Annotated in this window: 14 protein-coding genes and 1 tRNA gene; 9 read left to right on the plus strand and 6 right to left on the minus strand. The window is 33.0% G+C overall.

All coding sequences use genetic code 11. The features are described from left to right. The first annotated feature begins 140 nt into the window (after positions 1–140). Positions 141–1,901: a DUF885 domain-containing protein gene (locus tag C4S35_RS00715; RefSeq protein ID WP_103998334.1), complete on the plus strand. Its 1,761-nt coding sequence runs from the start codon at positions 141–143 to the stop codon at positions 1,899–1,901. A 54-nt stretch (positions 1,902–1,955) separates the two neighbouring features. Here C4S35_RS00715 and C4S35_RS00720 read toward each other — a convergent pair. Next, positions 1,956–2,037: transfer RNA gene (locus C4S35_RS00720), tRNA-Leu, on the minus strand. Positions 2,038–2,143: 106 nt separating this feature from the next. Here C4S35_RS00720 and C4S35_RS00725 point away from each other — a divergent pair. Both C4S35_RS00725 and C4S35_RS00730 read left to right on the plus strand, forming a co-directional pair. Beyond that, a complete protein-coding gene (locus tag C4S35_RS00725; protein WP_103998335.1) occupies positions 2,144–3,532 on the plus strand; it encodes a dipeptidase in 1,389 nt (462 codons plus the stop codon). Positions 3,533–4,069: 537 nt separating this feature from the next. After that, positions 4,070–4,321 carry a hypothetical protein gene (locus tag C4S35_RS00730; RefSeq protein WP_103998336.1) on the plus strand — a complete coding sequence of 84 codons (252 nt, stop codon included), beginning with the start codon at positions 4,070–4,072 and terminating at the stop codon, positions 4,319–4,321. A gap of 445 nt (positions 4,322–4,766) precedes the next feature. On the opposite strand, the gene C4S35_RS00735 is transcribed toward C4S35_RS00730, so the two are convergent. Further along, positions 4,767–6,137, minus strand: a complete 1,371-nt coding sequence (locus tag C4S35_RS00735; protein WP_103998337.1) for a saccharopine dehydrogenase family protein — start codon at positions 6,135–6,137, stop codon at positions 4,767–4,769. Positions 6,138–6,342: 205 nt separating this feature from the next. Here C4S35_RS00735 and C4S35_RS00740 point away from each other — a divergent pair, with 205 nt between their 5' ends. The 3 genes from C4S35_RS00740 to C4S35_RS00750 all read left to right on the plus strand — a co-directional run bounded on the left by C4S35_RS00740 (position 6,343) and on the right by C4S35_RS00750 (position 9,748). Beyond that, complete coding sequence (locus C4S35_RS00740; protein WP_103998338.1) at positions 6,343–6,744, plus strand: DUF423 domain-containing protein; 402 nt, start codon at positions 6,343–6,345, stop codon at positions 6,742–6,744. A gap of 65 nt (positions 6,745–6,809) precedes the next feature. Beyond that, positions 6,810–8,411 carry a phosphoenolpyruvate carboxykinase (ATP) gene (gene pckA, locus C4S35_RS00745; RefSeq protein ID WP_103998339.1) on the plus strand — a complete coding sequence of 534 codons (1,602 nt, stop codon included), beginning with the start codon at positions 6,810–6,812 and terminating at the stop codon, positions 8,409–8,411. Between the two features lie 236 nt (positions 8,412–8,647). Further along, positions 8,648–9,748, plus strand: a complete 1,101-nt coding sequence (locus C4S35_RS00750; protein ID WP_103998340.1) for a DUF4407 domain-containing protein — start codon at positions 8,648–8,650, stop codon at positions 9,746–9,748. 82 nt (positions 9,749–9,830) lie between these two features. Here C4S35_RS00750 and C4S35_RS00755 read toward each other — a convergent pair whose 3' ends face one another. Together C4S35_RS00755 and C4S35_RS00760 are read right to left on the minus strand one after the other, a co-directional pair. After that, entirely contained in the window at positions 9,831–10,541 is a 711-nt protein-coding gene (locus tag C4S35_RS00755) for a PH domain-containing protein (RefSeq protein WP_103998341.1), read from the minus strand. A gap of 195 nt (positions 10,542–10,736) precedes the next feature. Further along, the gene (locus C4S35_RS00760) at positions 10,737–11,915 is read right to left on the minus strand and encodes a glycosyltransferase (protein ID WP_103998342.1); all 1,179 of its coding nucleotides are present in this window, start codon (positions 11,913–11,915) and stop codon (positions 10,737–10,739) included. A 183-nt stretch (positions 11,916–12,098) separates the two neighbouring features. Here C4S35_RS00760 and C4S35_RS00765 point away from each other — a divergent pair, with 183 nt between their 5' ends. From C4S35_RS00765 to C4S35_RS00775, 3 genes are read left to right on the plus strand one after another with little or no spacing between them, the layout of a single operon-like run. Continuing rightward, positions 12,099–15,188: a hypothetical protein gene (locus tag C4S35_RS00765; protein WP_103998767.1), complete on the plus strand. Its 3,090-nt coding sequence runs from the start codon at positions 12,099–12,101 to the stop codon at positions 15,186–15,188. Next, on the plus strand, positions 15,188–16,423 hold the full coding sequence (locus tag C4S35_RS00770) for a hypothetical protein (RefSeq protein WP_103998343.1): 1,236 nt from the start codon (positions 15,188–15,190) through the stop codon (positions 16,421–16,423). Before C4S35_RS00765 ends, C4S35_RS00770 begins: the two co-directional genes overlap by 1 nt. Next, the gene (locus C4S35_RS00775) at positions 16,407–17,960 is read left to right on the plus strand and encodes a glycoside hydrolase family 2 TIM barrel-domain containing protein (protein ID WP_103998344.1); all 1,554 of its coding nucleotides are present in this window, start codon (positions 16,407–16,409) and stop codon (positions 17,958–17,960) included. Before C4S35_RS00770 ends, C4S35_RS00775 begins: the two co-directional genes overlap by 17 nt. On the opposite strand, the gene C4S35_RS00780 is transcribed toward C4S35_RS00775, so the two are convergent. Together C4S35_RS00780 and C4S35_RS00785 are read right to left on the minus strand one after the other, a co-directional pair. Further along, positions 17,950–19,146, minus strand: a complete 1,197-nt coding sequence (locus C4S35_RS00780; RefSeq protein ID WP_103998345.1) for a glycosyltransferase — start codon at positions 19,144–19,146, stop codon at positions 17,950–17,952. The genes C4S35_RS00775 and C4S35_RS00780 overlap by 11 nt on opposite strands. Positions 19,147–19,220: 74 nt before the next feature. After that, entirely contained in the window at positions 19,221–20,474 is a 1,254-nt protein-coding gene (locus C4S35_RS00785) for an oligosaccharide flippase family protein (protein ID WP_244175166.1), read from the minus strand. Between the last annotated feature and the right edge of the window lie 191 nt (positions 20,475–20,665).

Genomic DNA, 20,665 nt, shown 5'->3' on the forward strand with positions numbered 1-20,665 from the left:
AGAAGCTTTTTTGATTATCGGCAAGAACCCAGCCAGCTGCCAAAAATAACTAATAGTTGAATAGCAAACATTCAAATATATTTGAATTATTATCAGTTTTTTTTAATAAATTAGCTACAAATATTTAACAATCAATCATTATGAGAAAAATAACCATTGTTTTTATTACTTCAATTATTTCATTAGTACTGGTAAACTGTAAATCCAACGAAAAAAAAGAAGATTTTAGTGCCTTGACAGAAAATTATTTTGATGATAAAAATGCACTGGATCCTTTGAGCGCAACACAAAATGGTCAAAACGAATACAACGATCAATTGCAATTTGAAATGACGGATAGTTATAGAAAATCCCAAGCAACATTTTTTGACAAATATGAAAAAGCACTACTAAATATTGATGAAACTAAACTTTCTGAAGAAGAAAAAAATAGCTATGAAATCATTAAATGGGAAGTAGGAATAGGAAAAAAATTGCTGAAGCAGCCTACTAATTTGATGCCAATCCATCAATTTTGGGGAACACACTTGACAATGGGACAATTTGCCGGAGGAACAAGTGCACAGCCGTTTAAAACAGAGAAAGACTACACCAATTTCTTAACGAGGATGGATAAGTATTCTGTTTGGATTGATTCGGCCATGGTTTATATGAAAAAAGGAATCAAACAAGGTATTGTCATACCAAAAGCGTTAAGCGTAAAGTTAATACCTCAATTTGAAGAAATGGCAACCTCAAAAATAGAAGATAATTTATTTTATTCGGCTATAAAATTAATGCCAGCCACTTTCTCTGATGTGGTAAAAAAAGATTTTACAGAAAGATATATTGCCTTAATTAATGATAAATTGATTCCGCAGCATAAAAAAATGACTGAATTCCTAAAAAATGAATACCTCCCTGCGTCGAGAACTACAAGCGGAATAGGAGTTTTTCCTTTTGGAAAAGAACTATATGCTACTTATGTAAAACAATGGACCACTACTGAAATGACTCCTGAGGAAATCCATGAATTGGGATTAAAAGAAGTCGCTAGAATAAATGCCGAAATGGAAAAGGTAAAAACTCAAGTTGGGTTTAAAGGCACTTTATTAGCGTTTTTTGAGGAAGTTCGAAATAAAAAGGAATTAAAACCTTTTAAAAAACCCGAAGAAGTTATTGCCAATTTCCAACGTATTTATGCTCGCATAAAACCGAACGTGAACCAATTATTTTCGTTGCAACCTAAAACAAAATTTGAAATTAGAAGAACGGAAGCTTTTAGAGAAAAAACTTCCAGTGCTGAATATATGCAAGGTACTGCAGATGGTTCGCGTCCCGGTATTTTTTATGTACCAATACCAGATTTAGTTAATTATAATCTGTATGGAGATGAAGATTTGTTTTTGCATGAAGCCATTCCTGGACATCACTTTCAAATTTCCTTGCAACAAGAAAACAGTAGTCTTCCAGATTTCAGGAAATTCAATTGGTTTGGTGCTTATGGTGAAGGCTGGGCTTTGTATACGGAAAGTTTAGGTAAAGAATTAGGGTTATACAAAGATCCCTATCAATATTTTGGCATGTTAGGCAACGAAATGCATAGAGCTGTACGATTAGTTGTTGACACTGGCTTACACTCAAAAGGATGGACCAGAGAACGAGCAATCCAATATTCTCTAGCAAATGAAGCGGAGAGCGAAGCAAGCATAATTCCAGAAATAGAACGTTACATGGCAATTCCTGGACAAGCTTTATCTTATAAAATCGGCCAATTGAAAATCATGGAATTGCGCAAAAAAGCGCAGGATAAAATGGGATCCAAGTTTGACATCAAAAAATTCCATGAAAAAGTATTGGAATCCGGAGTGGTGCCTTTGGCATTATTAGAAAATAAAATTAATGCCTGGATAAAAGAGTAATAATTTTGAATAATAAGTATAAAAAAAGCTTCTCGATTGAGAAGCTTTTTTTTGTGCGGATAATAGGACTCGAACCTACACGCCTTGCGGCACCAGATCCTAAGTCTGGCATGTCTACCAATTTCACCATATCCGCGCAATTGTGGGTGCAAATATAAACATATCTTCTAACTTTCAAAGCAATTTATGGAAAAAATATTCATACTATTTTTTGTACTTTTGAAACTATAAAATTAAAATCCATGGAAAATATAAAATCTTATGTTCTACAACATAAAGATCGTTTCATAAACGAATTAATCGAATTATTAAAAATCCCATCCGTAAGTGCTGATGCCGCTTATTCTCAAGATGTTATCAAAACTTCCGAGGCTGTAAAAATCAGCTTAGAAAAAGCAGGATGCGATTTTGTTGAGATTTGTGACACACCCGGATACCCAATTGTCTATGGTGAAAAAATCATCGATCCAACTTTGCCGACGGTTTTAGTTTATGGTCATTATGACGTTCAACCGGCAGATCCAATGGAATTATGGGCTTCTCCACCCTTTGAACCCGTTATTAAAAAAACAGATATCCATCCAGAAGGCGCCATCTTTGCTCGTGGAGCTTGTGATGATAAAGGCCAAATGTATATGCACGTAAAAGCATTAGAATACATGATACAATCCAATACTTTGCCTTGTAATGTCAAATTTATGATCGAAGGCGAAGAAGAAGTGGGTTCAAAAAGTTTGAGTTGGTTCGTGGAACGCAACCAGGAAAAGCTAAAGAATGATGTAATTCTGATTTCGGATACCGGAATGATTTCAAACCAACAACCATCCATCACTACAGGATTACGTGGATTAAGTTATGTAGAAGTAGAAGTTACAGGACCAAACCGTGATTTGCATTCCGGTTTATATGGAGGAGCAGTTGCTAACCCGATAAACGTACTAGCAAAAATGATTGCTTCCCTTCATGATGAGGACAATCACATTACCATTCCCGGTTTTTATGACAATGTACAAGAATTATCGCTTGAAGAAAGAGCCGAAATGGCTAAAGCGCCTTTCAACTTAGAAAATTATAAAAAAGCACTCGACCTTAACGATGTTTACGGCGAAAAAGGATATGTTACGAACGAAAGAAACGCTATTCGTCCTACGCTTGACGTGAACGGAATTTGGGGAGGATACACCGGGGAAGGTGCTAAAACTGTAATTGCAAGCAAAGCTTTCGCTAAAATTTCGATGCGTTTGGTTCCAAATCAAGATTGGGAACAAATCACCGAACTTTTCACGAAACATTTCATAAGCATTGCTCCTGCCGGCGTTACTGTAAAAGTAAAACCACATCACGGCGGGCAGGGCTACGTAACTCCAACTGACAGTATAGGATACAAAGCCGCGAATATGGCCTATACCGAAACCTTTGGTGTGCCCGCCATTCCGGTTCGCTCCGGTGGAAGTATTCCTATCGTTGCCTTATTCGAAAAAGAACTGAAAAGCAAAACCATTTTGATGGGATTTGGTCTTGACAGTGATGCCATTCACTCGCCAAACGAACATTTCGGAATTTTCAATTACCTGAAAGGAATCGAAACAATCCCGTTGTTTTATAAATATTTCGTAGAACTTTCGAAATAGATTATTGCAATACCTTTTATACAATCCGTTCAGCAATGAGCGGATTTTTTTTTGGGCGTTACCTCCGGTCGGGCTTTCCATTACAATCTTTTTATTTTTTAAAGAAAAAAATAAAAAGGATTTTCATTGCAATCCCTAACGCAAACTGCTAATCGCCATACTATTTTGTGTAAAAATTTGTTTATTAAAGGTACATAAGCGAAAGTGCTTTACTAAGTCTCTTTCCACATATCTTTCACAAACTTTAAATATGGAATTTTCAACGGCTAATTTTAGGTTTTTAGTCAGCCTGAACGTTTCGCGCATAGATCTCGTGGCGGCCTAACGAACTGAGTTCTTTCCCCAAAGATAAACTTTTTTCGAAAGGAAAAACGTGAAGCTACCGAAAACCAGCCATGAGATTTTTGCGCTGTTAGTATCTGGCATAGAACATATTAACCTTCCATTTTAATAAATAATTACATAAATTTTCGTATAATTTTGTAATAAATTTAACAGTATAAGAAGTAAATTGCATTCAATTTAAAATACAATATTATGAATTACGAAAACAACGACAAAAGCGAAGGACCAATTGCAAAAGCAATTGAAGAACAAACTGCCAAATTACCGTCTGATGTGTTTTTGTGGTCAGCACTTGTAGCAATTGCTGTTTCCGCAGGATTGAAAATTGCTGGACGAAAACACTCAGCCTTATTTGTTGGACAATGGGCGGCACCTTTTTTATTATTGGGAATCTATAATAAATTAGTCAAGCTAGAGGGTCATGACCAAAATGACAAAGGTTAGAAACTTTGCACCCCCGTTTATCGCGGGGTTTTTTTCTGGCGAAAACTTCATCTCTAAAACGGTCACGATATCGTTGCTGCTAACCTGTATATAAACTTTCCAAAGTAGCGCATATACACCAAATTTTGTTTGGCTTTGCGCTACTTTGTTTCGTTTTATCTGTATTAAAATACAAATAAATTTTCTTACAATTCACCAAAGCGACTTCAAATTATTGGAATGCGTTGCGTGAGGGATGGCAGTGAAAATCCTTTATGTTTTTTCTTTAAAAACATAAAGATTGCAGCGTACAGCCCGACCCAAAGTTGCGAGGAGGAACGACGAAGCAATCTGGAGGGTCACGCCCAAAAAATAGGTAGCCAATAAATGAAGTGCATAAAAAAATCCGCAACTCTAGACTTTTATCAAGAGAAGCGGATTTATCGAACTACAAATCTAAAAACTATTAACTAAAAACTTTTACTGGATTATAACCCAAATAAGGCATGGCTTGTTCTTTGAAAACAACGCCATATTCTTCTAATTCTTTCAAAATAGGTAAATACACTTCTTTACGAATTGGAAGTTGTACTCCCGGAGTGGTAATCTTACCATTTAAAATTAGCAATGTTGCCATTGCAACCGGCAAACCTACTGTTTTTGCCATGGCAGTATAGGTTTGATCTTCTCCTATGCATACCATTTTAGAATCGATTTGTCTTTTTACACCATCTAATTCGTATCCAAATTTATGGTACATCACAATCATATCTTTATCTTCGGGCTGAAGCGTCCAGCTATCACTCAATATTTTTTCTAATATTTGTGCCGGAGTGGCGTTTTTTAGTCCAATAATTTTTTTGGTATTGAATAAATCCAACTCCACTAATTTATCCCACATAATATCGTCCTGATCAATCTTTAAAATCAGGCGTACTTTTATTTCAACGGAATCCGTTGGATGATAAGGCAAGAAAGAATTAACAAATTTACGGTAGCTCATGTTTTCAGAATCTTCCATAACGTAACTATCGTCAGTCATTCCTAATTGCACAAACATATTCCACGCTTTCGAAAACCCAACCCGACGGATTGTTCCTCTGTATAAGGTAAGTGCATCGTCTAGGCCATATACACTTCTGTATTTTAGGGAATCTCTATTAGAATAAGCTTCAAATCTTCCATAATCTTCTACTTCCAGAAATTCTGTTCTTCTAAATAAATTACAATACGGGATGTATTTATAAGCTCCTTCCTGAATAAACTTAGCAGCACCGCCTTGTCCTGCAAGAACAACGTTACGGGGAGCCCATGTAAATTTATAATTCCAAAGATTAGTGTCTGATTCTGGGGCTACAAGTCCACCACAAAAGGATTCAAACAAAAGCATTTTTCCACCCTTATCTCTAATTTCATCTATGATTTTCATAGCACTCATGTGATCTATTCCCGGATCTAAGCCAATCTCATTCATGAAAATAAGATTATTTTCTTTTGCAGCCGCATCTAATTCTTGCATGGCATCACTGACATAGGAAGCCGTAACCATACTCTTTTTATAAATAACACAATCTCTGGCAACCTCAATATGCAAATGAGCCGGTAACATCGAAATAACGATATCGGCTTTTTGTATCGCTTGCTTTCTTTGATTTTCATCAAAAATATCAAGAGCTATTGCAGTAGCATTGGGGTGATTATTGGTCTTCTTTTGAGCTAATGCCAATGATAAATCACCAATAACAAGATGTAAATTCTCTTTTTCTGATTTATCCAGAAGATAGTGTATCAACGACGAAGCTGATCTTCCTGCACCAATAATAAGTATTGTTCTCATTTTTTACATAATTATAACACAAAAATACAAAATTGTTGTATTTATAACAAATGACTCTAGTTAAAATTTTAAAATAACTCTACTCTATAAATAACTTCAAAAAAATATAAATATGCAGAATGTACCTTTGTGTAAAGTATCTGCTAAATTCTTTTAATTTGACTAGAATATGAGATAAATTTGCAGTGAAAAATAAAGGATAAAAATGGACAAAAAAATAATTTCGACTGGAGCAATGTTTGGAATGTTAGCGATCATATTAGGTGCTTTTGGAGCACATGCCCTAAAAAAAGTACTGTCTCTTGAACAACTTTCGACTTTTGAGACCGGAGTACGCTACCAAATGTACCAAGCACTCTTTTTATTATTCGTTGGCCTAATGACAGATTTGTCTCAAAAAACAAAAAAAACGATCTATTATCTGGTACTTTTTGGTGTTATTTTATTCTCAGGATCTATTTATTTATTGGCCACAAATACACTTACTTCTTTCGATTTTAAAGTAATTGGTTTTGTGACTCCTATCGGTGGGCTCCTATTAATATTGGCTTGGGGAGTATTACTCTTTCATATTTTAAAGAAAAAACAACAAAACTTAGATAATTAAATCCTATCTAAAATATAAGTTCTACTTTTGCAATCGATAAATTAAACAATACAATACATAATTTTATGAATAATAACACACCGTTTACGCAATCGATTTCGCTAAAAGACATAGGAATTGAAAACGCAAAGATTCATTACCAATTATCAGCCAACGAATTACATGAGATGACTATCGAATTGGGTCAAGGAATCGAAATTTCGAATGGCGCTTTAGCTGTCAATACGGGCGAATATACAGGACGCTCTCCACTAGATCGATTTATCGTGAAAGACAGCATCTCTGAAAATCAAGTTTGGTGGGGGAAAGTAAATATTCCATTTGAACCCAGCGCGTTTGATGCTCTATATAAAAAAGTTACGGCTTATTTATCAAACAAAGAAGTTTACGTAAGAGACTCTTATGTATGTGCAGATCCTAATTACAGATTAAATGTTCGAGTGGTGACAGAAACTCCTTGGGCAAATTTATTTTGTTACAATATGTTTTTGAGACCTGAAGTAGAAGAACTTGAAAACTTTACACCAGAATGGACTTTGCTATGTGTTCCTAGTTTTATGGCAGATCCTGCAGTTGACGGAACACGTCAAAGCAATTTTGCTATTTTAGATTTTACCAAAAAAATTGTTTTAATAGGTGGAACCGGGTATACGGGTGAAATGAAAAAAGGAATTTTTTCTGCTTTGAATTTTATTTTACCAGTTTTCAAAAACACTTTACCAATGCATTGCAGTGCCAATGTAGGAAAAGAAGGTGATACTGCCATTTTCTTTGGATTATCAGGGACAGGAAAAACAACTTTATCAGCAGACCCAAACAGAAAATTAATTGGTGATGATGAACACGGCTGGACAAATGAAAATACCGTTTTTAATTTTGAAGGAGGTTGCTATGCAAAAGTAATTAATCTTTCAGAAGAAAATGAACCAGATATCTTTAGAGCTATAAAAAGAGGGGCTATTTTAGAAAATGTAGTCATCAATAAAGAAACAAATGAAGTTGATTTTGAAGATGTTTCAATCACTCAAAATACTCGCGTAAGTTACCCTATTTACCATATAGATAATATTCAGCCTGGTTCTATTGGAAAAAATCCTAAAAATATATTTTTCTTAACGGCCGATTCTTTTGGTATTTTACCTCCAATTTCAAAATTAACACCTGGTCAGGCCGCCTATCACTTTATTTCTGGATATACTGCAAAAGTTGCCGGAACAGAAGCTGGTATTACAGAACCTCAGCCTAATTTCTCCGCTTGTTTCGGCGCTCCTTTTATGCCGTTGCACCCTACAAAATATGCTGAAATGCTAAGCAAAAAAATGAAAGATGCAAACGTAAAGGTTTGGTTAATTAATACTGGATGGACTGGTGGTCCTTACGGAATTGGAAGCCGAATGAAACTGAAATATACACGTGCTATGATTACAGCCGCATTAAACGGGGAACTGGATGATGTAGCATATGAAAATCATAAAGTCTTTGGAATTGCTATACCTCAAACTTGTCCTAACGTACCAGTTGAAATATTAAATCCTAGAAATACATGGGAAGATCCTGAACTGTATGATCAAAAAGCAGTTGAATTAGCTCAAAAATTCAAAGCTAATTTTGCTAAGTTTGAAGAATTTGCAAATCCCGAAATTATGGCGGGAGCTCCTATCGCATAAGTTAATTATAATTCAAAAAAGAAAAAGAGCTATTCAGTACGAATGGCTCTTTTTTATTTAAAGAAGTATTACATTTTGCCTTTTATCATTTTAAAGAAATTTTTGCTACAAGAGCTAAAGCTAATTAAAAACATATCAACTATTTATACCATTATTAAATTATTGGCGTTAAATTTGTAATCATCAATCACCTGAGCTAAAATATCAAACTGGCGCAGCAATCAAATCAATTAATCATGTTAAAACAATTTTTTATCCTCTGTTCCGGAGCCGACAAAGAACTCCTTAAAGGCTGCTCCGAGGGGGAGCAAACCAAATATGTTGGTATTGGCGCCACCGTTTTCTTCACTGCCGTTATGGCTTTTATTGCCAGTGCTTATGCCCTTTTTACTGTTTTTGACAATGTCTATCCTGCCCTACTTTTTGGATTAGTTTGGAGCTTACTTATCTTTAATCTGGATCGTTTTATTGTTTCCACCATTCGAAAAAGAGACAAATTTGGAAGTGAATTTCTGCAGGCAACTCCCCGAATTATCTTGGCAGTTATTATTGCCATTGTGATTTCGAAACCATTGGAAATTAAAATCTTCGAAAAAGAAATTAATACTGTTTTACTGAAAGAGAAAAATGCCATGGCTTTGAACAACAAAAAAGATGTGACTAATTATTTCAAATCAGATTTAGATAAAAATAAAATCGAAATCGATAGTTTAAAATCGGACATCACTAAAAAAGAAAAGGAAGTAAATACGCTGTATGAAACCTATATCACTGAAGCCGAAGGAACCAAAGGCACCATGAAACTAGGCAAAGGACCTGTATTTAAAGAAAAAATCGCTAAACACAATCTAGCTTCTGCGGAATTGGATACCATTCGAAAAAACAACTTAGCAAAAATTGCTGAGAAGGAAAAAAAATCTCAAACACTTCAAGCCGATTTAGACAAAAAAGTCATCGAGACGCAACCTATAATTGATAGTTTTGACGGTTTAATGGCCCGAATAAATGCATTAGACAAACTACCTTGGTTACCTTCTTTTTTTATAATGCTTTTGTTTTTAACAATCGAAACTTCTCCAATAATCGCCAAACTCCTGTCTCCAAAAGGAGAATACGATTTTAAGCTAGAAGATCTGGAAACGGCTATAAAAGCTACTTTGGAACAAGATAAATACCAACGAGGTTTATTGGTGAAAACGAGTGCTTCCATGCATGATAAAGTCTATGAAGATATTTCACAGGATAAAAATCTATACGACTTACAGCGGAAGAAAGCGACTGAATTACTCGAATTACAAGCACATAATTTTGTAGAAAAACAGAAAAAGACTTTATAATAGTAGAAAACCCGCCACTTGAAGTGTCGGGTTTTCTATTTATTTCCTACTTTGTACTAGCTTAGCGCTTCTTGAGGTTCAACTACATATGACTCAAAATTTCTTTTTTGTAAGCATCATATTCGCCTTGCAAAATCAATCCGTTATCTAGTAGTTTTTTATAATTCTGTAATTTTTCAAAAAGCTCATCTTGTGACAATCCGCTTAGTCCATTTTCTTTTGGAGTCTCAGCCAGAGTGCTGAATTGCTCCTTTTCCATAGCAAAAACTGGCGGCGTAACTGGCATTATTTCAGCAAAACTGGTTACTTCTTCCGTTTCCATTTCTTCAATAATCTCAAATTCTTGAAATGGTTCAACTAAAACGTCCTCAACGATCGTTGTATTTAATACAGCTCCATTTTTCAAAATATCCAATTGTTCTTTAGCATACGTAAAAATCTTTCTGGCTTGAATTTTAGGAATATAATCAATAGAAACCTCCATATTTGTTCGAGTTGTAAACGAAAACTCAGAACCTAGAATATTTTCTTTCACAAAAGTTCCTTCTATCTCGTCCCAAGTGTAATCAATAAAGTTCATAGAAAGACCCAGATTTTTTGGCTGGCAAATGATGATTCTTTTGTTTGTCAAGACAATGCTATCTGGCAAAACGGTAATTGCCGGTTTTTTTTGAACAGCTATATAACCGATTTCTTCATTTTTCATCAATAAATCACTTAATTTTGAAGCGATTTTTTCGATGGCTTTTGGATCTTGTTCTTCGTTTAAAAACTTTTTAAATTGTTCTTTCATTTTATGCTGAATTTATTTCAGTATGTGGTTATAATTTTTATTCTAATTTTCTTGGCAAAAGTAATGCCTAATTATCTAATTTAATAATTTCGTTTTGCAATTTCTTTGTTAAACTTTTGAAAACCACATGGTATACATAAAAAAAGAGACCATACAAATTGCATGACCTCCTTGACTTACAATATTAAAGCCAATTTATCTATAATGAATTGCTATTTGACCTATTTGAAAAATAATTTTAAAGGAATCCGTAAATGAAAGTTTTGATCCATCCATATGGACCCATCTATTTAATGGTTTCTCACATACCAATTTCTTAGTTTCTTCCGCTCCATATATTTTTTTCATTCTCATAAAAATTTCTACATCAAACAACCATTTAGTCAAGAACTTTTTTTGGAATGTTTTTTCTATAACTTCTTTGCTCATGATTTTAGCCCCACACTGCGTGTCTTTAAAATCCATTTCTAAAGTTTTTCTAATAATAAAATTAATTGTCTTACTAATAATGGCTCTTGCAGATTCCTTTGCAATATCTGCTCCCATTCTGTTAATTCGTGAGCCACTCACAATTTTATAATTTGAATTAGATATCGTCTGTACTAAATCATCAAAGTCCTCAAAATTAGTTGACAGATCAGCATCCAAAAAACCTATATAATCAAATTGGGTTTGTTTTGCTAAATGCAACATTCCCAATCTTACGGCTTCAGCTTTTCCTCCATTTTTTTCGCAATCATAAATACTAATATAATCTTCTTTTCCTTTACGCAACTCTTGCAAAACTTCTAGCGTCTTATCTTTACTGCCATCATTTACAAAACACAAATGATACCCTAAATTTTTATGGACAAATTTTTTAAATTCATCACCTGATAATCTTGATTCTTCATTATAACAAGGGATTACAACTCCTATGCAATTGTTTTGAATTAATCTATTATTATTGTCAACGGAACTTTCTTTACGTACACCAATCAATCTTTTGACCCTTGCCCCTATTTCATTAAGACTTAAAGGTTTTTTCATATAATCTGAAACCCCTAAATCAAATCCTTTTAAAATCACTTCTTCATCGTTATTACCTGACAAAATCATAACGGGAATATCATGTTTTTTAATCACTTTTATATATTTGACAATTTCTAAACCAGCTGCTTTCGCATTATTATCAATTGTCTGATCAGCTTCACATACACTATTAAATACGGGCATATTAATATCGGCAATAACCAGATTTGGTAAAAATTCATCATATTTGGCGATAGCATCAAAAACATTGTTAGAGCTTCTTACTTCATAACCCAAATCTGTCAAACATTTTTCTAACGAAAGCAAAACTAATTCTTGGTCATCTACAATAAGTATTTTCATTACTTTATGATTTTATAATATTAATATGGAACAAATATATTTTCCTTTTTTAATTTATTTATAAATATTAGACCAATGACGTCAAATGTATAGATGAATGGATAAAATAATATGAGCATTTAAAATTTAACGAACATATTGTTAATTCCCTATATTTACAAAATTGATAATAATAAATTTTTAGTGAAAGAAGAATCTAATAAATATTTAATCGCAGCTATTTTAATAGGACTTGTATTTCACTCTAGCGCAATCTTTTTTACTTTAGAAAATACTTATGATGCTTTGATTCATTTGTTTTTTGCTAATCATTATGCTTATAGCTGGTTTGAACCTTGGAATTACAGTTGGTATACCGGTTTTACGGTAATGGGTTATCCCCCATTGGTTCATCAATGCATTGGTATTTTATCATTAATTGGTGGATTAAAATTTGGATTATTCTCGATAGCCATAATTGGAATTCTGTTATTTATCACTGGAACCTATCGCTTTTCTTTGCTTATGACAGGCAACAGAACAGTTGCGGGATACACGGCACTTTTAGCCGTTTTTTCTTCTTCATTTGTAGAAACACTTCATATTTTTGGGCAATTACCCAGTATTATTGGAATTTCTGTTTTAATGCATTCGATGCCAGAAATTTATCTTTGGATTAAAACCGGCAAATACAAATACTTTTTTTCTTCAATATCATTATTAGCTGTAACCATCTGTTCACATCACGTAACGCCGATTTTCGGGATGATTTTTTTCATTTTCCCGCTAATAGGAATGGCCATTATGGATACTTCCCGAGAAAAAGTAACAAACAACAAAGAGGTAACTTTTAAAATTTTCTTTCAATCGTTCCTTTCCTTGTTAAAAAGAATCATACTATTTGGTGCCACATCTGTATTTCTTATCGTCTTTTGTATTTTACCGTATTGGATCAACTCAAAGAAAAATCCAATCACACAAGTCCCTATCCCACACGGAAGCAGGGATAATTTTATCGAAGTAACTTCCTCCGGACTAATGTTCTTTTTAATTCCATGGGGCATTTTACTATTCTTTTTACCTTATATTTTATACAGATATTACAGCAAACGATATTTATTTTTTGGTTTATCGATAACCTTATTAATAATCTTAGGAACCGGAGGCACTACTCCTATTCCGTTAATGGTTTTGGGGAAAAATGCATTTAATATCCTTACATTGGACCGATTCACACTATGGGCATCTATAATGAGTTTACCCATGTTTGGAGAGTTTGTATATCGATTTGTTGAAGGTGATTTAAAGGTGGCGATACAAAACCGATTTGGGTCCGTGTACTATAAAATTTTAGCTGGATTAATGGCAGGTGCCTTTTTATTAATGGCAGTTCTCACCATTACAATTGGATATTTCAGACCATTTCAGCCACAAAAAATAAACACATTACCCATAATTAATTTCCTAAATGAGGATCAGCACGATCAATGGCGTTATTTACCGCTGGGTTTTGGCGATCAAATGGCAACTTTATCGTACCAAACTAAGGCTCTTACAGTGGATGGCGACTACCACTCTGCCCGTAGGCTTCCTGAATTGACTTCTAGATCAGTAGAACGATTAGAAAATTCAAAATTTAGAGGCGTGGAAGGAATTGGCTCTTTACAACAATTCCTTACCGTTCCTGAAAAATACAATTTGAAATATGTTTTTTCGAATGATAAATTTTATGATCCTATTTTATATTTCTGTGGCTGGCATCGATTAACACTGCTTGAAAATGGAATTGTGGTATGGGAAAAGCTAAATATTCTACCGTTATCTAAAATCCTCCCCATGGAGGATGTACCGGTTTACCAAAAATTAATGTGGGGAATTATTCCCTTATTATCGGTGCTAATTGCATTTGTACTGAACATTCAAATGATTTTGTATCAAGCACTAAAATTAAAACCAGCGTCTTCTCCTGTTTTCTTTAATTTTAAAGTTTCATATACAGCCTTTTCAAGAAGATTAATTATAATTTTACACGTCTGGGCTGTTATTTTACTTCTAATTATTGCGAGTTTCGTTTATAAATTATACCTCAATAATGCCACTCAAATAAGTCCAAAAAATGTCGTTAGATCCTACTACGATGCTATTGATTTCAAAGAATTTGAAAAAGCGTATTCTTTTATGAATCCGCAAAGCAAATTATCAATTTCTCAATTTATGTTGGAAACTTCGGTTGCTGATGGTATATTGAATTCCTATGCTAAACTAGATGCTATTGACATTACTATTTTACACCAAACAAAAGACAGAGCTAGAGTATTGGTACAAACAAAATGGATAACTCCGCTCGAAATTATAGCCAAAAAATACACTCATAATTTGGCAAAAGCAAATGGAAAATGGTTTATTAACCCAGTACACCTTGATTTAGATATTCCGCCGGATCAGTTTGTTACGACTAATGGAACGGGATTTTTTAAGCATGGCCGAAGAGTAATTTCGACCCAGCAAACTTATCACGATGATGAATTAAAACAACCCGTACTTGAAATTCTTTCGGCAAAACTTATCAAAATCAATAACGAATATATGATAATAGGCGAAGTTCAAAACGTAGATAATTTTCCTGCAGATGTAACATTGAAAGCAACTTTGTATGACAAAAACAATAAAAAACTAGCTTCACATAATGCTAAATATGTTATAAAACACAAATTAATGCCAAAAGAAATCACTAGTTTCAAAGTGAATTTTGAAGACATTGCTTGGCTAAAAAACACAGATGTAAAACCCACAACTTTTAATCCCAATGAATTTACCCCCTTAGAAATCATTAAAATTCCAGCAACATTTGATATTCAATGTGCCGGAAATATTGCCATCACTGATCTATATTCGCAAGTTGGATTATCCGATTTAGAAATTACCAAAAACCATTTAAAAGGGACATTATTTAATTTTGGAATCCAGGAAGTAACTATTCCGGAATTATTAATTTCGTATTTTGACAGTACTAAAAATTTACTTTATGTGGACCACTTCTTTGTGCGAGCGGGAATAAGGGTGCAGAGAAAACAATATTTTGACTATACTTTTATGGATTTAACCAAAATAAAACTTTTACAATCCTCTTTGCAAAATTGCTTTGTAAACGGATTATCAAACGAATCAATTGGTAAGGAGGTAGTCCCAAATAGAAATAACAACAGTGAAAAAGAACAATTACAAAAGGTAAAAGGTAAAGGTTATGATTTTATCAAAATAGAAATTAACAATTATATTGGAAATCCACGATAATGAGAAAAGTAGTTTACATCATCTTTTTAATGTCAATCGTCCTTCTTGTGGCATTTGGCACTTCACTGGAAACAACAAAAAAAGCAAATTTCATACTGGATACAAAAACTAAATTTTTTGTTGCAGGAAAGGAGGTGAAAATTCAGTTTACATCTAATTTACAAGCCACCGTCCCGCAGCTTTACATCGTTCATTCCTATGGCAAAACTTTAATACAAGGAACTAATAAAAATGGCAAACTGACATTTAAGCTACCACAAATTTACTCTAATAAAACTGGCATTGTATCCTGGTTTTTAATTTTTAATGAAGAAATAGTAACACAAGGTGTTTTTGAAATCACACCCAATAGAAACAAACAAACTAAAATTGAAAATTATTTAGGGCCTCGAAGTATTCTAGCGGGTGGAAAACAATCTACGATGATGGTAGCCGTTCCAACGGATGGACTTGACAATCCAGTTATAGAAAATACGCCAGTACTAATCAAAAATCAATTTTTCAATAACATTACAATTGATGCCAGAAAAACCAAAAATTTCATTGCTTGGAAAAATATATTCTCTGATAGACAGATTGGCAAAATTTTATTTTCAACAGAATGCAAAAACATAGTTACAAAAGAAATCGACACAGAAGTCTGCCCTAATATTGCCTCTAATTTCAGCATCCATTTTACACGGAATCACGAATTTGCAGATGGTAATCAAATCACAACTTTATCAACATCAATAATTAAGGACCAATTTGACAATATCGTCAGCGATGGTACTTTAGTCACTTTTATTATTATTAATCAAAAAAGTACAATCTTAAAGACTTTTGGAACAACAATAAAAGGAATTGCAACAGGTCAATTATTACATCCTGATCATCCCGATTTGTACACCGTAAAAGGGTATATCACTGGGATTTCAGAGAGTAACTCTTTGTTTATTAATTACAAACCCATATTATCCGCATTCAATTTTACGTTTTCTGATCAAAACAGAACAATTACTGTAGGTCCATTAAAAAGTTTTATGAATCAACTAGTTCCTGATGGAATAAAAGTTACTGTAAAAATCATTCACGAAAACAAATTAGTCGCCACTTTACAAGAAGATTCATCAAACGGAATTACAACTTTTCACATTTTGGCTGATTTTTACAAAGCAAAAAATTATCGTTTTGAAATTACTACTTTAGGCATTACTCAAAAATCACAATTAAAATACTATGACCTTAATCAATAATAAAAATATTACTCGGGCAGTTCTCATCTTATCCTTTATTCTTATAAATGTTTTATTGCTCTTGGGCATTAGTAAAGTGCTTGATTTTCTTAATTCTGGCGCTGACAGAAGCTCTATGCTGCATTTAGAAAAAGAAACCTTTAATACCTATTTACCAAAAGTAGTTTGGGAAAGAAGCGAGAATCCTGGCAGAATTATGGAGCTTAACACCTTAAAAAAAATCGAAAAAGACTATCTTTTTTCGTGGTACGTTAAAAACAAATCGCTGCAAGAAAATTCAAAGTCAGGAATAGCCGATTATTACACCCAAAACACACGTCAAAATTTATATAATACCTTAAAATATAATATCAAAAATGAAATTACGATTGAAAGTACCACTTTAAAACACAATCCAAAATTAGATTTTTATAGTGCTGATGGCCAATTAGTAGTTTTCACCGATAAAAATGTAGTTGAATTTCAAAAAATTTATCAAAAGAAAAAACTCATTGCTGCAGTTCAGGATACGGCCACTTATAAAGTGATGATGTTATTTGAAGATGGTTTTTGGAGAGTACGCCATCTACAAAAAATAGAGAAAACAATATTTTCCTCGGATACGACAAAATCAAATCCCGTGTTTAAAGTCAAAGGAGATAAAATCACGACGAACAATTTAAATTTTACAATCAAAGGGATTAATTATTATCCAAAAAATTCAGCTTGGGACACTTTTGGAAATTCTTTTAATATAGATATTATTAGCAAAGATTTTGATATTATAAAAAATGCAAAACTTAATACTGTTCGGATTTTTATTCAATATGAAGATTTTGGGAAAGCTGACGTCAAACAAGAAAAAATAGATAAACTCAAAAAAATATTGGACTTAGCCACGAGTAAAAACCTTTTTGTTATAGTTACTCTTTTTGATTTTTATAGTGATTATACACTAGAGAATTGGACATTAACACATCGTCATGCAGAAAAAATTGTTTCCTCATTTAAAGACCATAAAGCTATTTTAGCATGGGATTTAAAGAATGAACCCAATTTAGATTTTGAAAATAGAGACAAAAACAATGTCCTTAACTGGCTGGAACAGATGATTACTGTTGTTAAAGAAAGTGACCCCAATCATTTAGTGACTATTGGCTGGTCAAATTCTACAGAAGCAACGCATTTAGCAAACAAAGTTGATTTTGTTTCCTATCACTTTTACAATGCAATTGAAGATCTTGAAAAAGAGACTAAGACTTTTGAGCAAATTACCAAAAAGCCCATTGTAATCGAAGAATTTGGAGTTCCATCATACAAAGGGATATGGAACTTAAACGGTGCTAATGAAGAAGAGCAAGCTCAATATCATAAAAAAATGCAAGAATTATTCAAAAAGAATAACTTTGCATTTATGTCTTGGACTTTATATGACTTTCCTCACGTTCCGGATCAAGTTGCCGGTAAATGGCCTTGGCAAAAGAAAAGACAAAAAAGGTTTGGATTTATTAATGTTAATGGAGGTAAAAAACCTTCCTTTTTGTACATTAACCATTAACCCATCTTGCTATTTTATCATAATTAACTTGTTTAAAATCGCGGATATACATTTGAACTATTTTATCCATAGAAAGTTGACAAGCGGCCTTATAATTAGTCTTCGCTAGTTTTCTTCGGTAATCGTCATCATTTAAAATTGCTTCAATGGCTTTTGCAAGTGATTCCGTACTTTCAGGATTAAAAAACTCCCCTTTATACCCTTCTTCTTCAACTAAAATACTTAAATCTCCTAAATTCGGCATTACAACTGCCTTACCGTAACTACCCGCTTGGTGTAAAACGCCAGAACTTCCGGTAGTAGATGTATATGGGAAAACTACCATGGCACTTTCATTAAAAATGGTAGCAACCTCATTTTCTTCAACATAACCCGTAAAAATTATTCCGGGAACATGAGCATATTTTTCTTTGACTGTCTGTAAATATCCCGGAGTATTAGGACTATCTGTTCCAGCAATTACAATTTCTATTGCTTCGTCACTGTTTTTTCTGATTAATTCAACTGCATCTATTAAAATTTCAACTTTTTTATAAGTTCCAAATTTACCAAATGCCATTACCTTTTTAGAACCTGGGGGCAAATCAAAATTGGGTTTTTTTGGTATCTCAAAGGTCCCATGAGGAATTAATATTACATTATCTGTTTTGTATTTTTCATTTAAAATCTCCACATATTTATTAATGGTCACAGCAACTTTATCTGCTTTGAGAATACACTTAGTCAAACATGTTCCGATAAAATTATAGGCTTTCTTCGCTAATTTATTATCTGTAAAACCTGCACTTTCGAGATCAACTTGTTCTAATATGTTGTGCAATAAAACAATTGTATTGAAACCAAAAAGTCGCGAAATCATAGGTATTAATAAGCCCAAAGCAGCAGGAACTTTTTTATCTCCAAATTTTACAAATTGTAAATTGAACAAAACAGCATCTGGTTTTTCATTTAAAATAGTTCTACAAATAGTGAATAGATTAAAATAACTATTAAATTTCCAACATTCTCTCACAGAAACTTTATGACTGTTTTTAAAATCCAGTTGTTTTGGTTCTTTTGTTTTATCAGTAATCAAAAGTAGCTCCGCAACTTCCACTCTTTGCACGAAATTCTTTACCAAATGATAACCATATTCATTCAAGGTTACTTTGCTGGGCGGGAATGATGTTACTACAGCTATTTTCATTGGGTCTTCGTTTTTAGTACTATAAATATCTTTGTTCACAAGATTTTAATCTGTTATTTTCGACGACTGGTCTATTAGTTAAGACGAACATTCTTTTTATTATGATAAAAGAAAAAGCACAATTGAAAAAACAACAGTACCACCATAGCAATAACCTGCATTTCTACTACTTGTTCAAGAGAATTATGGAATAGAACTATTAGTGCAATTTGTGTGATTCCCAAAACTGCAGAGATAACAACTGGTATATATTTATTAATGGATAAAAAATAATATGCAAAAATGTTCGCAATAGCAAAAACTGAAGTTGCTAATGCGTATTTCCATAATAGAAAAGCAATAGAAATATACTTTTCTCCAAACATAACCTTTACGACAAAATTAGGAAACAAATAGGTAAAAAGTACAATTCCTATTGATAAAACAGTAATATAACTTATATATTTCATTAGGATAGGCAGCGTGTTTTTACCTTCTTTTTTTAACAATATAACCTTTGGTAAAAGCAACATAACAAACATCCATGCAACAAAATATACAACTCTTCCTATTAATGCTAAAGAAGCATACAAACCAGCCTCTTTATTATTAAAATAGTGTTTTACCAAAATAATATCGCTGTTGTTTATAATAATTTGTGTGAGTTCATAAAAGGCTGTTAATGCAAAAAAAATAATGATACTCTTTGTATCTAAAACTTCATTTGTAAAGGAAATATTTGTTTTGACAACGATGCTTTTTTGAAAAGGGAAAAGCCCAAAAATAAGTGATATCGATATTCCAGCAGCTACTGCTACTGAAGTAGGCAAAGAGGGAACCAGAAGGACAAGCGCCAGAGTCAGGAACAAACGACTTAACATTTCGGTTATATAAGTAACCGACATTTTTTTCAAATCATTTTTACCTTGATACAATCCTCTGTTTACACTCATCAAAAAATACAAAGGAATTCCTATTGCAAAAATCAGAAACATCGTTGCTGTTTTGGTGTGAAAAAGAGTTTGAAGTTGACTATTAAAAATCATTATGATTGCTCCAAAAACAACACCAACCAAAACTGCGATTTTTGTTATCGTAACAATAAATAATTGCAATTTTTGATTTTCAAATAAAACGGAATATTTTGCAGCAACAATTTGAAAAGTCATTCCAAGAAATGACAGTATTAATAAAAAAGTGATTAAAATTGCCGCATCCGAAAATTCAGTTGGACCCAGAATTCTACCCAATAATAAGTTATAGATATAATTTCCAGCATTAACAACTAACATTGTTAACATAAAGACATGGTCTGAACTTAATTTTTTAGGAATTGAAGGTAAATTCAAAAGGGGGAACTTTTAAGAATTAATAGCGACAATAATACAAAAATAATCATGTGAAATAAAATTAACCTTAAAGTATATTTTATTAGTCCTCGTCTTAAATACAATTGAAAAAAAGAAACATTCATCTTTGAAATCAGATATTTGTTCGGTGAAAAACATTTTACTATCGTTCAAATATGATCCCTTTATCC

Origin of the sequence: Flavobacterium urumqiense, assembly GCF_900108015.1 — a bacterium.
Classification (GTDB): Bacteria; Bacteroidota; Bacteroidia; order Flavobacteriales; family Flavobacteriaceae; genus Flavobacterium; species Flavobacterium urumqiense.